General features: G+C 69.7%; 12 protein-coding genes. 8 read left to right on the top strand and 4 right to left on the bottom strand.

Annotation, left to right across the window (positions count from 1 at the left end; all coding sequences use genetic code 11):
• Positions 1-42 precede the first annotated feature (42 nt).
• A complete protein-coding gene (locus V5F59_RS12690) occupies positions 43-501 on the bottom strand; it encodes a hypothetical protein (protein ID WP_393977899.1) in 459 nt (152 codons plus the stop codon).
• 191 nt (positions 502-692) lie between these two features.
• Between V5F59_RS12690 and V5F59_RS12685 the strand changes: the two genes are divergently transcribed.
• Positions 693-2,318 (top strand): glycoside hydrolase family 17 protein, encoded by a 1,626-nt coding sequence (locus tag V5F59_RS12685; protein WP_393977897.1) that lies wholly within the window; start codon positions 693-695, stop codon positions 2,316-2,318.
• Here V5F59_RS12685 and V5F59_RS12680 read toward each other — a convergent pair.
• Positions 2,278-2,676: a hypothetical protein gene (locus V5F59_RS12680; RefSeq protein ID WP_393977895.1), complete on the bottom strand. Its 399-nt coding sequence runs from the start codon at positions 2,674-2,676 to the stop codon at positions 2,278-2,280. The genes V5F59_RS12685 and V5F59_RS12680 overlap by 41 nt on opposite strands.
• A 332-nt stretch (positions 2,677-3,008) precedes the next feature.
• Here V5F59_RS12680 and glmU point away from each other — a divergent pair, with 332 nt between their 5' ends.
• The 3 genes from glmU (at position 3,009) to V5F59_RS12665 (ending at position 7,720) form a co-directional block, all read left to right on the top strand.
• Complete coding sequence (gene glmU / locus V5F59_RS12675) at positions 3,009-4,355, top strand: bifunctional UDP-N-acetylglucosamine diphosphorylase/glucosamine-1-phosphate N-acetyltransferase GlmU (protein ID WP_393977893.1); 1,347 nt, start codon at positions 3,009-3,011, stop codon at positions 4,353-4,355.
• Between the two features lie 230 nt (positions 4,356-4,585).
• Positions 4,586-6,409: a glutamine--fructose-6-phosphate transaminase (isomerizing) gene (glmS, locus tag V5F59_RS12670; RefSeq protein WP_393977891.1), complete on the top strand. Its 1,824-nt coding sequence runs from the start codon at positions 4,586-4,588 to the stop codon at positions 6,407-6,409.
• 111 nt (positions 6,410-6,520) lie between these two features.
• Entirely contained in the window at positions 6,521-7,720 is a 1,200-nt protein-coding gene (locus V5F59_RS12665; RefSeq protein WP_393977889.1) for a GGDEF domain-containing protein, read from the top strand.
• Between the two features lie 9 nt (positions 7,721-7,729).
• On the opposite strand, the gene V5F59_RS12660 is transcribed toward V5F59_RS12665, so the two are convergent.
• The gene (locus V5F59_RS12660) at positions 7,730-8,200 is read right to left on the bottom strand and encodes a YbaN family protein (RefSeq protein WP_393977887.1); all 471 of its coding nucleotides are present in this window, start codon (positions 8,198-8,200) and stop codon (positions 7,730-7,732) included.
• Positions 8,201-8,217: 17 nt separating this feature from the next.
• Complete coding sequence (gene recG / locus V5F59_RS12655) at positions 8,218-10,311, bottom strand: ATP-dependent DNA helicase RecG (protein WP_393977885.1); 2,094 nt, start codon at positions 10,309-10,311, stop codon at positions 8,218-8,220.
• Between the two features lie 122 nt (positions 10,312-10,433).
• Between recG and V5F59_RS12650 the strand changes: the two genes are divergently transcribed.
• The 4 genes from V5F59_RS12650 to nagZ all read left to right on the top strand — a co-directional run bounded on the left by V5F59_RS12650 (position 10,434) and on the right by nagZ (position 15,143).
• The gene (locus tag V5F59_RS12650; protein WP_393977883.1) at positions 10,434-11,093 is read left to right on the top strand and encodes a protein-L-isoaspartate(D-aspartate) O-methyltransferase; all 660 of its coding nucleotides are present in this window, start codon (positions 10,434-10,436) and stop codon (positions 11,091-11,093) included.
• 376 nt (positions 11,094-11,469) lie between these two features.
• Entirely contained in the window at positions 11,470-12,600 is a 1,131-nt protein-coding gene (locus tag V5F59_RS12645; RefSeq protein WP_393978592.1) for an alpha/beta hydrolase, read from the top strand.
• 156 nt (positions 12,601-12,756) lie between these two features.
• Complete coding sequence (locus V5F59_RS12640) at positions 12,757-14,016, top strand: peptidoglycan DD-metalloendopeptidase family protein (RefSeq protein ID WP_393977881.1); 1,260 nt, start codon at positions 12,757-12,759, stop codon at positions 14,014-14,016.
• Positions 14,017-14,129: 113 nt separating this feature from the next.
• Complete coding sequence (gene nagZ / locus V5F59_RS12635) at positions 14,130-15,143, top strand: beta-N-acetylhexosaminidase (RefSeq protein WP_393977879.1); 1,014 nt, start codon at positions 14,130-14,132, stop codon at positions 15,141-15,143.

Raw genomic sequence — 15,143 nt, 5'->3', positions numbered from 1 at the left:
TCTTCGACGCCGCTGCGTCACGTCGATGACCCGGCCGTGATCTTATTGTTGCGCCGGGGCTGCGGCCGGAGCCGGCGGAGCGGCCACATAATCCGGATTCACCCAGCACTGGTGCGCCCGCGCGTCGACACGCTCGCGGGCCTTGGGATCGATCTTGCCCTGCCGCACGAGGCAGCGCACGGCCAGCTTCAGGTGCTCGGTGGGGCAGCCGAACCGCTCATAGAGCTCGAGGTGGCGGCGGGCCGTGTCCACGTCGTCGTTCCAGATCAGTGCGGCGATCCGCCGCCCTGTCCACACGCACTCCGGCAGGCCGGCGGTTCCGGGCAGCTTGGCCGCCTCGTTGAATTCCTCGATGGAGCGGCGCTGGTCCTGGGCCGCCTTCTGCTCGGGGGTCAGGTTCTCCGCGGGCTTCTGCTCGGCCGGCTGGTTCTGGGCCGCGACCGGGGAAAGGCAGGCGAGGACGATGGCGCCCGCGAGGAGCGGAAGTCGGAAGCGTTGCATGTGGGCCATTTTCTCAGTGGGAAGGCGGGAGGACCGCGCCGACACGTTAGGAGATGGCAGCGAATTTGTCAGCATGACGGCGCCAGGCCTGTGTCCGACGCGGACGTGACGGAGCGATGGCAGAGGCTTCACAGGGCCGGCCCGAACCTCTATTGGGCGCGGGGGCTCAATCAATCTTCGTCGGAGTTTCGATGCCTTCCTCCGTGAGGCTGCCGCTGGTGCTGGCGTGCGTGGTCGCCGGTGTGATCGCGGGCCTGTGGACATGGCTGGGCACGCCCGTGGCCATGCCGCCGTCGCCCCTTGCAGCGGGGGAGAAGCTGCCGTGCGTCTCCTACGCACCGTTCCGCGATGGGCAATCGCCGTTCCAGAAGGACCTGGCGATTCCGGAGGTGCAGATCGACGAGGATTTCGCCAGCCTCGCCAAGGTCGCGTCCTGCGTGCGCACCTATGCCGTCGAGAAGGGGCTGGACAAGGCGCCGGCCCTCGCCCGCAAGCACGGGCTCACCATGCTGCTCGGCATCTGGCTGGGGCCGGACGCGGATCGCAACCGCATCGAGCTTGATACCGGCGTGCGTCTCGCACAGGAAAATCCGGACGTGGTTAAGGCCGTTGTGGTGGGCAACGAGGTGTTGCTGCGCGGCGAGATGTCGGCCGCCGAGCTCGCGAGCGTCCTCTCCCGGGTGAAGGCCCAGGTGGCGCCGGTGCCCGTGACCTATGCGGACGTTTGGGAGTTCTGGGAGCGCAACAAGGGCCTCACCGAGAACGTCGATTTCGTCACCATCCACATCCTGCCCTATTGGGAGGACCTGCCGGTGGCCGCGGACGAGGCCGGGCCGCATGTGGACGAGATCCGCCAGCGCATGGCGGAGGCCTTCCCGGGCAAGGAGATCCTCATCGGCGAGACCGGCTGGCCGAGCGCCGGCCGCATGCGCGAGGAAGCGCTGCCCTCACCCTCCAACCAGGCGCGGGTGATGCACGACGTGGTGGCCCTCGCCAAGCGGCAGGGCTACCGGGTCAACGTCATCGAGGCCTTCGACCAGCCGTGGAAGCGGCGCAGCGAAGGCACGGTTGGCGGGCACTGGGGGCTCGTCGACGCCTCGTCCCGCATGCCCAAGTTCGCCTGGGGCGAGCCGGTGGAGGATTTCCCCGGCTGGCGCATGCATATCGCGGTGGGCATCGCCGCCGTGGCCCTGGCGTTTGGCAGCGCCTTCGCCGGCGGCCGCCGGCGCGAGGGGGGTGTGCCGAACGGCGACTGGTTCGCCGTCGCCGCCATCGCCTTGTTCGGCGGGGCGACGCTCGGCGCGGCCATCTCGGCCCTGCCGCTGGAGAGCCTTGGGCTGGTGGGCTGGCTGCGCAACGGGCTCATCTTCTCGGTCGCCGTCGCAGGCGTCGCGGTAATGCCGGCGGTGATCGCGGGCGGGCAGGGGCTCGCGCCGTTCTCGGTCGCCCTCGATGCGCGCCGCTGGCCGGCGTCGAGCGGCCCGGCCATCGCCGCAGCGCTTATCCTGGCGCTGGCCACCGCCGCCGTGGGCTCGGTGGCGTTCGAGCTGGTGTTCGATCCGCGCTACAAGGATTTCCCGGTGTGGCCACTCACCGCCATCGTCGCTGCCGTGGCGGCGCCCATGCTGGTCCGCCGGGCGGACCGCGACGGTGCCGGCCTTGCAGAGCTGATCGCCATGTGGGGCCTTTTGGTCGCCGGCATCTATGTGCCGCTGAACGAGACGCTCTCCAACTGGCAGGCGGCCTGGTTCGGCACGCTCGCCCTGGTGCTGTCCTTCACGCTGTGGCGGGTCCAGGCCGTGCAAAGGAAAGGATGAGCATCATCGCCGCGATGGCGCCGGCGATCTCGTTGTGGAACACCAGCGCAAACGCCGAGAACACTGTGCCCACCGCGAAGGTGGCGAGGCCGGGCGCGATGAACTGGATGAGGGCCACCGCCAGCGCCACCGCGCCGAACACGTTCCACAGGGACAAGGCGAGCACCGCTGCCCGCCCGTAGCAGCCCGAGCTTTCCAGCCCCGCCTCGCAGGCGAGGGCGACAAGGGTCGGCTCCACCACCATGTAGCGCATGTAGAGCGCCCACCCCACCGCGCCCATGCCGAGGGGGATGAGCCAGTTGAGCGTCCGCGGGCCGGGGCGGAACAGGGGGCGCTCGGAATAGGGAATGTGCGGCATGGCGATCTCTTCGGCGGCCGGAAGTCGGAATGGTCCTTATGAAATGGCGCCCGGCAGGTCCAGTGGCAAGGCTGTCGGGTTGCCGATGCCGCCCCCGCGAACCGCGCCGCTCGGGCGGAGCGCATGAGGTTGCGCACAATGTGGCCGGGCTCCCGCTCGCAGCGGCGCCGGGCCAGGGTGCGATCTGGTCCTGTGGAAAGCTGCGCCGCTCCACAGGACCGGTGAATCGCCCTCTATCTCGAAGGTCGGAGGCGGATTCAGCGATCGGGTGGATTTAATCTGATCGAATCCGGCTCTAAGGGAGGACAACGGCTCGGCCGTGGAGGGTGCAGATGAGTGATCGAAGCCTGCTTGTTGTGGTGCTTGCCGCCGGGGAGGGCACGCGCATGGCCTCGCGCCTGCCGAAAGTGCTTCACAAGGTGGCCGGACGCACCATGCTGCACCACGTGCTGGAGGCCGCCCGCGCAGCCGGGGCCACCCGCACCGCCGTGGTGGTCGGCCCTGGCCGGGAGGATGTGGCGGCGGAGGCGCAGCGCATCGTGCCCGACGCGCAGGTGTTCGTGCAGGCCGAGCGGCTTGGCACCGCCCATGCCGTGCTCGCCGCCCGCGCCGCGCTGGAGCAGGGGGCGGACGACGTGCTCGTCCTTTATGCCGACACGCCGCTCATCCGCTCGGAGACGCTGGCCCGCCTGCGCGCCCCGCTCGCCGAAGGCGCGGCGGTGGCGGCTCTCGGCTTCGTGCCGGACGACCCGACGGGATACGGCCGTCTGGTGACCGTGGGGGACGACCTCCTCGCCATCCGCGAGGAGAAGGACGCGACCGCCACGGAAAAGGCCATCCGCCTGTGCAATGCCGGCCTCATGGCCCTGGCCGGCGACAAGGCGCTCTCCCTTCTGGAGCGTATCGGCAACGCCAATGCCAAGGGCGAATATTATCTGACCGACGCGGTGGAGGTGGCCCGGGCCGACGGCTTTTCCGCCGTCGCCGCCGAGGCGGAGGCGGACGAGGTGGCCGGTGTCAACAGCCGTATCCAGCTCGCCGAGGCCGAGGCCATCCTGCAGAAGCGCCTGCGCCTTGGCGCCATGGCCGGCGGGGCGACGCTGGTGGCGCCGGAGACCGTCTTCTTCTCCGCCGACACCAAGCTGGGCCGGGACGTGATCGTGGAGCCCAACGTGGTGTTCGGCCCCGGCGTCAGCGTGGGCGACGACGTGGTGATCCACGCCTTCTGCCATCTGGAAGGGGCGACGCTGGAGGTGGGAGTCTCCATCGGTCCCTATGCCCGCCTGCGGCCCGGCACCCGGCTGGAAACCGGCGTGCGCATCGGCAATTTCGTGGAGACCAAGGCCGCCCATATCGAGCAGGGCGCCAAGGTGAACCACCTGTCCTACGTGGGCGATGCCCATGTGGGGGCCAACGCCAACCTGGGCGCCGGCACCATCACCTGCAATTATGATGGTTTCTCCAAGTATCGCACCGAGATCGGCGCCGGCGCCTTCATCGGCGTCAATTCGGCGCTGGTGGCACCCGTGCACGTCGGGGATGGGGCCTATGTGGGAACGGGCGCGGTTATCACCGCGGACGTGCCGAAGGATGCCCTCGCCATCGCCCGTAGCCGGCAGGTGGTGAAGGAGGGCTGGGCCAGCGACTTCCGGGCCAAGCGCGCGAAGAAGAAAGAGTGAGGGCTTCCGCGCCGCTGCGCCGGCCGGGCCCCGGCTCGCCGGGCATCCGCTGCCGCAGCGTGTGGGGGAGCCGAGTGCCCCGGAGGGTGACAGGAAGCGAAAGGCGATGTGATTCCGCCTTTGCCCCCTTGCCGGGCTAGGAACGGTCCATTCAGTTTTTGCGGTGCACCCTGACCGGGACGGCGGGGGAGCCGCCCAGGATTGAGAAGAACCAGCGGGAGCTTCAGCGTATGTGCGGCATCGTCGGCATTCTCGGAAAAGGCCCCGTGGCGGAGAAGGTGGTGGAATCGCTCCGCCGCCTCGAATACCGCGGCTATGATTCCGCCGGCATCGCCACGCTGGAGAAGGGGCATCTGGAAGTCTGCCGGGCCGAGGGCAAGCTGAGGCACCTGGAGACCAAGCTCGACAAGCACCCGCTGCTGGGCCATTCCGGCATCGGCCACACCCGCTGGGCCACCCACGGCAAGCCGTCCGAGCGCAACGCCCACCCCCACGCCACCCGGCGCGTGGCCGTGGTGCACAACGGCATCATCGAGAATTTCCGCGAGCTGAAGCTGGAGCTTCAGGAGCAGGGCGTCGATTTCAGGAGCGACACGGACACCGAGATCGTTGCCCAGCTCGTCGACCGCGAGCTGCTCGCCGGCAAGGAGCCGGTGGCGGCGGTGGCGGCGGTGCTGCCGCGCCTGAAGGGGGCGTTTGCCCTCGCCTTCCTGTTCGACGGCCGGACCGACCTGATGATCGCCGCCCGCCGCGGCTCGCCGCTGGCCATCGGCTACGGCAATGGCGAGATGTTCCTGGGCTCGGACGCCATCGCGCTCGGCCCGTTCACCGATCGCATCGCCTACCTGGACGAGGGCGACTGGGCGGTGCTGACCCGCGAGGGCGTGGAGATCCGCGACGAGACCGGGCGCATCGTCGAGCGCCCCGTGCAGAAGGTGCCGGCCGGCGCCCTGCTCGTGGACAAGGGCAACCACCGCCATTTCATGGCGAAGGAGATCTACGAGCAGCCGGAGGTCATCTCCCACACTTTCGGCCATTATCTCGACCTCGCCGCCGAGACCGTTTCCCTGCCGGACTTCCCCTTCGACCCGAAGGAGGTGCAGCACATCTCCATCACCGCCTGCGGCACGGCGCTCTATGCCGGCGCGGTGGCGGAATATTGGTTCGAGCGGTTCGGCCGTGTGCCGGTCTCCACTGACATCGCCTCCGAGTTCCGCTATCGCGAGACGCCGCTGGCGCCGGGCGGGGTGACCATCGTCATCTCCCAGTCGGGCGAGACGGCGGATACGCTGGCCTCCCTGCGCTACGCCAAGGAGTGCGGGCAGAAGGTGGTGGCGGTGGTGAACGTGCCCACCTCCACCATCGCCCGCGAGGCGGACGTGGTGCTGCCCATCCTCGCCGGCCCCGAGATCGGGGTGGCATCCACGAAGGCCTTCACCTGCCAGCTGGCGACGCTCGCCTGCCTGTCGGTCGCCTTCGGCCGCGCCAAGGGCGTGCTGTCGGAGGAAGACGAGCACAAGCTGGTGCGCGCCTTCATGGAGGTGCCGCGCCTGATGACCGAGGCGCTGAAGCTGTCCCCCGAGATCGAGGTGCTCTCGCGCACCCTCGCCAAGGCCCGGGACGTGCTCTACCTCGGCCGCGGCACCAATTACCCGCTGGCGCTGGAAGGCGCGCTGAAGCTCAAGGAAATCTCCTACATCCACGCCGAGGGCTACGCCGGCGGCGAGCTGAAGCACGGCCCCATCGCCCTCATCGACGAGAAGATGCCGGTGGTGGTCATTGCGCCCCACGACCGCATCTTCGACAAGACCGTCTCCAACATGGAGGAGGTGGCGGCGCGCGGCGGCAGGATCATCCTCGTCACCGACCCGCAGGGGGCCCAGGCGGCCACGGTGAACGCGGTGCAGAAGCTGATCCTGCCGGAGATGCCGGCCACCGTGTGCCCGATGGTCTATTCCATTCCGGTGCAGCTCATCGCCTACCATACGGCGGTGATCATGGGCACGGACGTGGACCAGCCGCGCAACCTCGCCAAGTCGGTGACGGTCGAATAGGACTTCATCACAACTTTCACGCGAGCTAGGTTGGTGACGGCCTTGCGCGCGGGGTGAGACTGCCCTCATCCTGGGCCGGCTGCCTCAGCTTCGGGGAACGAGCGCTGCGTCATGCCCGCCGCCGCTTTGACCGTCGTCATGAACATCGCGCTCGCCGGCCTTTTCGCCGCGAGCTATGCGACGATCGCCTTCATGAACCCGAGGCAGCGGGCTCCGGTGTGGTTCGCCGCGAGCTATGCGGTGGGCATGCTCACGCCCATTGCGCAGCTGGGGCTGGCCTCTGGGGCGTGGACGGGCTTCTTCGGGGCGATGGTGTTCTTCACCTTCGCCCTTGGGCTGATCCTGATAGTGCCGGCGCTCGCCATCTTCTATGGGCGTCCGGTGCCGTGGTGGCTGATCGCGGCGCTCGTCAGCGCGACGTTTCTGGCGGCGGCATCGCTGCCCCGGTTCGACCGCAACTCCCTGCGCTTCACGGAGACCTACCAGCTGCCGTTCCTGCTCGCCATGCTTGCCGGCGTGTGGATGGTGGTGAAGCATAGTCCGCGGCGGGCCAGCGATCTCGTGCTCGCCCTCATGCTCTTTCTCACTGCGCTGCACTTTCCCATCAAGGCGGCGGTGGCGGCGCACTTCGGCACCGGGGTCAATCCCGCCAACTACATCGAGAGCCCCTACGCGCTGATCTCCCAGGTGAGCACCGGCATTCTCCTGGTGGCGACCGGGCTGATCCTGCTGGTGAACACCGGCCTTGCGGTGGTCCGTGACAGCGCGACGGCGGCGGAGACCGACCCGCTCTCGGGCGTGCTCAACCGGCGCGGGTTCGAGGGGCGGGCCAGCCATCTCCTGGAGCAGAGCCGGCGGAGGGGGACGCCGGTGACGCTGCTGCTCCTGGACCTCGACCACTTCAAGGCCATCAACGACAGTCTTGGCCATGCCGCCGGCGATCGGGCGATCCGCTGGTTCGCGGCGATGCTCAATGAAACGACGCCCCAGTCCGCGGTGGTGGCGCGCCTCGGCGGCGAGGAATTCGCCGTGCTGCTCGACCGCTCGACCCGCGAGACGGCGCGCCTGCTGGCGGAGGCGATCCGCGAGGCGACACTTTCCGGCGGCGAGGCGGAAGTGCCGTCCATGACCGTCTCCATCGGCGTCGCCGACATGCGGCCCGAAGATAGCCTGAGCCTGATGACGGAGCGCGCCGACGCCGCCCTCTATGAGGCGAAGCGCGCGGGGCGGAACCGGGTGGTCCTGGCGCAGCAGGAGCAGGCGGTGCCGCGTGCCGACAACGTCGTCACCCTGCGCCGCCGGGACGGCTAAGGCTCTCGTTCACCGGTTCGGCCGGGTGGCGATGAACACCGCGAGCAGGATGAAGACGACGCCCAGCACCGCGAGCAGCACCGTCGGCGCGCCGAAATACCAGCTGCCGGTGAAGGTGCCCACGAAGCTCGACAAGGCGAGCAGCTTCACCATGGGCGGAACGGCCCCGGTCTCGCGCCATCGCGCCACGCTGGGGCCGAGATAGCGATGGGTGAGCAGCCAGGCCTCGAAGCGCGGGGAGGAGCGCGCGAAGCACCAGGCGGCGAGGATAAGGAAGACGGTGCCCGGCAGCATGGGCACCACCATGCCGATGGCGCCCACCACCAGGAACACGATGCCGGCCGCGAACAGCAGCTTCTTGTAGAGCGCGGCCCGCCCCCAGCGCTCGGCGGCCAGGCGCTCCGTGGGCGAAGGACAAGTCGCATCCGGGCGCGTGGACGAAGGCCCGGCCGGCGCGGAGGTGTTCGGATCGGGCGTCATGGCCGGACCATGCCGCCTCAGCCTGCAGAGAGCAAGCGCATGGCCGCGTCGCGCTCCTGCAAGTGCAGCAGGACGTGGAGGGGCCGCGCCGCGGGGGAGGCGAGGTCGGGATCGGAGCGCACCAGCGCGGCCGCGGAATCGCGCGCCGCCTCCACCTCGCTGGCGTGGAACTCCATGCGGGCCAGGCGGAAGCCGGGCATGCCGCTCTGCCGCGTGCCGAGCACGTCGCCTTCGCCGCGCAGGCGCAGGTCCTCCTCGGCGAGGCGGAAGCCATCCTGGCTCTCGCGCAGGATGGCGAGGCGGGCCTTCGCCACCTCGCCGGGCGGAGCGCGATAGAGCAGGAGGCAGACGGACGGCTTGTCGCCGCGCCCGACGCGGCCCCGCAACTGGTGGAGCTGGGCGAGGCCGAAGCGCTCCGCATGCTCGATGACCATCACGGTGGCCTCGGGCACGTTCACACCCACCTCCACCACGGTGGTGGCCACCAGCAGCCGGGTCTCGCCCGAAGCGAAGCGGGCCATCGCCTGGTCCTTGGCGGTGCCGGACATGCGGCCGTGCACCAGGCCGACCTTGTCGCCGAAGATGGACTTCAGCACCTCGAACCGCTCCGTGGCGGCGGCGAGGTCCGAGGTGTCGGTCTCCTCCACCAGGGGACAGATCCAATAGGCCCGCGCGCCCGAGGATATGGCGCGGCCCACCGCGGCCACCACCTCGTCGAGGCGGTCGAGGGGCACGGCCCGGGTGTCGATGGCCTGCCGGCCGGGGGGCTTCTCGCGCAGCTCGCTCGAATCCATGTCGCCGAACAGGGTGAGAACCAGGGTGCGCGGAATGGGGGTGGCCGTCATCACCAGCATGTCCACGGCCTCGCCCTTGCGGGCCAGGGTCAGGCGCTGCTCCACGCCGAAGCGATGCTGCTCGTCCACCACGGCGAGCGCGAGGTCGCGGAAGGCGACATCCTCCTGGATCAAGGCATGGGTGCCCACCACGAGGTCCGTCTTCCCCTCGGCAAGGCCGGAGAGGATGGCGTCGCGGGCGCGGCCCTTCTCCCGTCCCGTCAGCACGGCGGTGGTGAGGCCGGCAGCTTCCGCCAGCGGGGCAATGGTCTCGTGATGCTGGCGGGCGAGGATCTCGGTGGGTGCCATGAGGGCCGTCTGGCGTCCCGCCTCGGCCACCGTCGCCGCCGCCAGCAGGGCCACCACCGTCTTGCCCGAGCCCACGTCGCCCTGCAGCAGGCGCAGCATGCGCGTGTCCGAGGCGAGGTCGGCCCGGATGGCGGCGAGGGCCGTCTCCTGCGCGGCTGTGAGGCGGAAGGGAAGGGCGGCGATGAGCCGCCCGGTGATGCGCCCGTCGCCAATGGTCGGGCGCCCGCCCGCCTTCTCCTCCTGCGCGCGCAGGAGCGCGAGGGTAATCTGATGGGCGAACAGCTCGTCGAAGGCGAGCCGCCGCCACGGCCCGCCGGCCGGGGTCGCCTCGTGTGGGGTCGGCGGGCGGTGGACCCGCGCGAGGGCCTCCCGGAAGGAGGGCCAGCCCTTGGCGGCGAGCAACGGGGCCGGCACCCACTCGGGCAGTTCCGGCACCCGTTGCAGCGCGGCCTCCATGGAGCGGCGCACATGGCCGGCGGCGAGGCCCTCCACCAGCGGGTAGACCGGCTCCACCGCCGGGAGCCGGGCGAGGCCGGCGGCATCGAGGATGCGGTCGGGATGGGTCATCTGCCGCATGCCGTCATAGAGCGAGATGCGCCCGCACAGCCAGCGCGTCGCTCCGGTGGGGAGCATGTGCTCGATGCGCGCCGGGTCCATCTTGAAATGGGTGATGACGAGGTCGCCGGATGCGTCGGAGACATAGGTGCGGTGGGGCGCGCGGCTGCCGGGGGCGGGGGCCTGGTGCCCGTCCACCCGCACCTCGAGGGTGACGTCGGTCTCCGGGACCGCCTCGGCGATGGTGGGGCGGGCGCGCCGGTCCACGAAACCGGATGGCAGGTGGAAGAGCAGGTCGATGACGCGCGGCAACTCCCGCCCCAGCAGGCGCGCATAAGGCTTCAACAGCTTCGGGCCGATGCCGGGCAGGCTGTCGAGCGGTGCGAAGAGGGGGAGGAGGACGTCTGGGCGCATGGCGCGGGGAGGGTGTCCGAAGAGCAATGCCGGCGCAAGATCATCATCCTGCACTTCAACTTTAAGTACAGGCGGATATGTTATATGTATCAAGAGCTAAACCGCAGAAGTGAGCGTACTGCATGAGCGCCGTCGAGAGCGAGGGAGAACGGGCGGAACGCATGGCCTTCATCCTCGGCCTGCGCCAGAGGGGGATTCGCGACGTGGCGGTGCTGCGGGCGATGGAGCTGGTGCCCCGTCCGCTGTTCGTGGATCCCATCCTGCGCCGCCATGCCTATGACGACGTGGCGCTGCCCATCGCCTGCGGGCAGACCATGTCGCAGCCGAGCCTCGTCGCTGCCATGACGGAGGCTCTCGGTGTCACGGCCGAGCATTCGGTGCTGGAGGTGGGGACCGGCTCCGGATACCACGCCGCGGTGCTGTCCCATCTGGCCGCACGGGTCGTGACGGTTGATAGGTACCGCTCTCTGGTGAGCGAGGCGCAGGCGCGGTTCGAGGTGCTGGGACTGCGCAACGTCACCGCTTATGTGGGCGACGGTATCCTGGGCCTGCCTGCCCGGGCGCCGTTCGACCGCATACTGGTGACGGCGGCGGCGCCGGACATTCCCATCGCGCTGGTCGACCAGCTGAAGTTCGGCGGGGTTCTTGTGATGCCGGTGGGGCAGCCGGAGGAGGTTCAGACCCTTGTGCGCTATGTGAAGGAGCAATCCGGCCGTACCCGCACCGACCTCATGAAGGTGCGCTTCGTGCCGCTGGTGCCGGGCGCGGCGGCCACACTTTAGGAAATTCGCAACAGAGCGGCCGCCCGGGGTGAAATGGCTTCGGCATCGTCGTAACGGTCAGGTGCTTACCAAGGCATTGAATTAATACGGATTTTCCACCTCTGGTGGAGCCGGGGCATTTATGGGGGGCGTATCGCGCTTCCGCTGCCCTGGCGCCTCCCCCCTGGGATGCGGTTGCTGCCCCGCAGCCGCTCCGCTATCGGATAGTTACCGTAGAGTTCCGGGAGAATGTGACGTGCGGGTGGACGTATCGCGTCGGGTGTTGCCTGTTTTGGCGTGTGCGGTCCTGCTCGGCGCTCTCGTCGGGTGCGGCGGTCGCCCGTCGGGCGTGCTTATTCCCGTACCGGACGATGTGCCCGGCACCTCCCGCGTGGACATGGTCGTGGCTACCGTCCGCGAGCGCGTGGACGGGCCGGACATCTTCAGCGGGGAGCGCGCCCGTACCCCCAGCTATGCGGAGATCGAGGTTTCCATCCCGCCGGACAGCGCCCGCCAGCCGGGCGACGTGCAATGGCCGCGCTCGGTTCCCGGCAATCCGGCTACGGATTTCGTCACCACCAAGCTCGACGACCTGACGCAGGACCAGGCCATCACGTGGTTCCACGAGCGCGTGCGCCGCACGCCGGGACGGCAGGCGCTAGTGTTCGTGCATGGCTACAACCAGCGCTTCGACGACGCGGTGTTCCGCTTCGCCCAGATCATCCACGATTCGAATGCGCCGGTGACGCCGGTGCTGTTCACCTGGCCGTCGCGCGGCAGCCTGCTCGCCTATGGCTATGACCGGGAGAGCACCTCCTTCTCCCGTGACTCGCTGGAGCGTCTGCTGACGTTCATGGCGAAGGACCCGAACGTCGGTGAAATATCCATCCTCGCCCACTCCATGGGCAATGTGGTGACACTGGAAGCGCTCCGGCAGATGGCGATCCGGAACGGGCGGATCCTGCCAAAGATCAAGTATGTGATGCTCGCCGCCCCGGACGTGGACGTGGACGTGTTCTACACCGTCCTCGGCGAGCTCGGGCAGCCTCGCCCGGCCTTCACCCTGTTCGTTTCCCAGGACGACAAGGCCCTCGCGGTGTCGAAGCGGGTGTGGGGCAACATCCCCCGCGTCGGCCAGATCGACCCCGAGCAGGAGCCGTTCCGTTCCGAGTTCGAGCGCTACAACATCAACGTCATCGACCTGACCAAGCTGCGGACCGACGACGCCCTGAACCACGGCAAGTTCGCCGCCAGCCCGCAGGTGGTGCAGGCCATCGGTGCCCGCCTTGCCCAGGGCCAGACCATGACGGATGCCCGCGTCGGCGTTGGCGAGCGCATCATCTCGCTGACCTCCGATGCCGCCGCCACGGTCGGCACCGCCGCCGGCCTCGTGATCGCTGCCCCGATGGCGGTGGTGGACGAGAACACGCGCGAGCACTACGGCCAGCACGTGAAGCAGCTCGGCAATTCGGTGGCTGACACCGCCGACAGCGGGCGCAGCACCGTGGCCGTCCCGGCCGCGCGCTGATCCCGGGCCTTTGCGCCCCGGCGAAAGTGTTGCCCGTGTGCAACGCGTAAGCCGAAACTTCGACGGCCTGCCCACCGAAACGCCCGACTTAAGCCGCCGTTTACGCATGGGCCCCTTAACTGCGACCGATCGTTTGTTGCGTGCGAGTTCGGTCACATGCGTATTCCCAGCGACACTTCCGGACGTAATGTCTTCGCGCGACTGGCGCTGATCGGGCTTGTGTCCGGAACGGTGGCCGGCTGCAGCTCGGACTCGTCCCGGTTCGCAGCCGATTACCCCAATCCCGGTGCCGGTTCCTACCAGGGCCACGCTCCGTCGCCGGAAGTGACCGGCTCCCTCGGGGCTGCGCCCACCGGGCGCGTGGACTCCGTTCCGCTGCCGCCTCCAGGGCAGGCGGCGGCCGGGGCGCCTCCGTCTTATTACGCGGCCTCGGGGCCGTCCCAGCCGCTCTATGGGTCCCCCGGCTACGCTTCCGCCCCTCCCGCGCAGGCCCCGGCCGCTCCCGCCCCGGCGGCTGCGGTGGCCACGGCGTCCCGTCCGGCGACGGCGGGCACCCATGTGGTGGTGGCGGGCGAGACGCTCGGCTCCATCTCCCGCATGTACGGCGTTTCGGTCGCCGCCCTCGGCACCGCCAACGGCATCCCCGCTGGCAACACCGTGCGCACCGGCCAGACCCTGATCATCCCGCCGGGCGGCAACGGAGCCGCCCAGGCGCGTGGCCCGGCCACTGCCGCCTCCGCGGCCAAGCCGGCCCAGGTTGCGGCGGCCCCCGGCGCTCCCGGCCCCGTCGGTACCCTCGGCACGCTGCCGGCTTCCGGAAAGCCGGTGCCGGCCCCGGTTGCCACGGCCGCGACCAAGCCGCAGGCCACCAGCCCGGTCGTCGCCCAGGCTGCGCCGACGCCGGCTGTGTCGAAGGGTGCCGCGCCCGCGCCGACCCAGGCCAACGCCAAATCCACGGGTGACGTGAAGGTGGAGACCGCGGCCAAGGTGAGCGTCGTCGAGGATGCGGACGACGGCGTGCGTCCCGCCGGCGGCGGTCCGCAGTTCCGTGCCCCGGTGCGCGGCCGTGTCATCTCCAGCTTCGGCCCCAAGCCGGGTGGCGCGCGCAACGATGGCGTGAACTTCGCTGTGCCGGAGGGCACCGCAGTGCGTGCCGCGGAGGACGGCGTGGTCGCTTATGCCGGCAACGAGCTGAAGGACTACGGCAATCTGGTGCTGGTCAAGCATTCGGACGGCTACGTCACCGCTTATGCGAACAACAGCGAGCTCAGCGTGAAGCGTGGCGACACCGTGCGCCGCGGCCAGGTGATCGCCAAGGCGGGCCAGAGCGGCGGCGTGAACACGCCCCAGCTGCACTTCGAGATCCGCAAGGGCTCGCAGCCGGTGGATCCGGGCCGCTACGTGGCCGGCCTCTGAGCCGGACCCATTCCAGATCGCACAACGGCCGGGCTCGCCCGGCCGTTTTCATATGGGCCGCCGCCATGCCAGCCACCTTGACGCGGCGAAACCTCGCTTATAGGGCCTGATCCATGACATCCCGCGCCTTCATTGCCGGCTGCGCCGGCCCGCGCCTTTCCCGTGACGAGCGTGCCTTCTTCCGCGCGGCGGAGCCATGGGGCTTCATCCTGTTCGCCCGCAACGTGGAAGATCCCGAGCAGGTGCGTGCGCTCGTGTCGGACCTGCGGGAGGCGGCGGGCTGGCATGCCCCTGTGCTCATCGACCAGGAAGGCGGGCGGGTGCAGCGCCTCAGGCCGCCCCACTGGCCGGAATATCCGCCGGCCGAAGCCTTCGGCACCCTTTATCTGGCTGACCCGGCGGCCGGGCTGGAGGCGGCGCGGCTGAATTCCCGCGCCATCGCCGCCGATCTGTTCGCCTTGGGCATTGATGTGGACTGCCTTCCGGTGGCGGACCTGCGCCATCCGGACGGGCACGGCATCATCGGCAACCGGGCCTATGGCACCGATCCGGAAACGGTCGCTGCCCTTGCCCGTGCGGCGGCGGTGGGCCTGCTGGATGGCGGCGTGCTGCCGGTGCTGAAGCATATCCCCGGCCACGGACGCGCTCCCGTGGACAGCCATGAGAAGCTGCCGGTGGTCAACGCCTCGCGCGCGGTGCTGAAGGAGGCGGACTTCGCGGCCTTCCGCGCGCTGGCGGACCTGCCCCTCGGCATGACGGCCCATGTGGTCTATGCGGATATCGATGCGGAGCGGCCGGCCACCACATCGCCGACGGTGATCGGCGAGGTCATCCGTGGCGCCATCGGCTTCTCGGGCCTGCTCATGAGCGACGACCTCTCCATGGGCGCGCTCTCCGGCGACCTTCCGGCGCGTGGGCGCGATGCCATCGGCGCCGGCTGCGACATGCTGCTCCACTGCAACGGCGTCATGGCGGAGATGGAGCAGGTGGCCTCCGTCGCGCCGCTCCTTGCAGGCGCGGCGGCGGAGCGGGCCAATCGGGCCATGGACCTGCGACAGGTGCCGGACCCGGTGGACGGCGCCGCCCTGCGGGCCGCGGTGGCGGACAGGCTCAAGGTGGTCGCCTGA

The organism is Xanthobacter nonsaccharivorans (assembly GCF_043194755.2).
Taxonomy (GTDB): domain Bacteria; phylum Pseudomonadota; class Alphaproteobacteria; order Rhizobiales; family Xanthobacteraceae; genus Xanthobacter; species Xanthobacter autotrophicus_G.
Note: the sequence above shows the minus strand (reverse complement) of the source record. Positions and strands in the feature narration are given on the sequence as shown.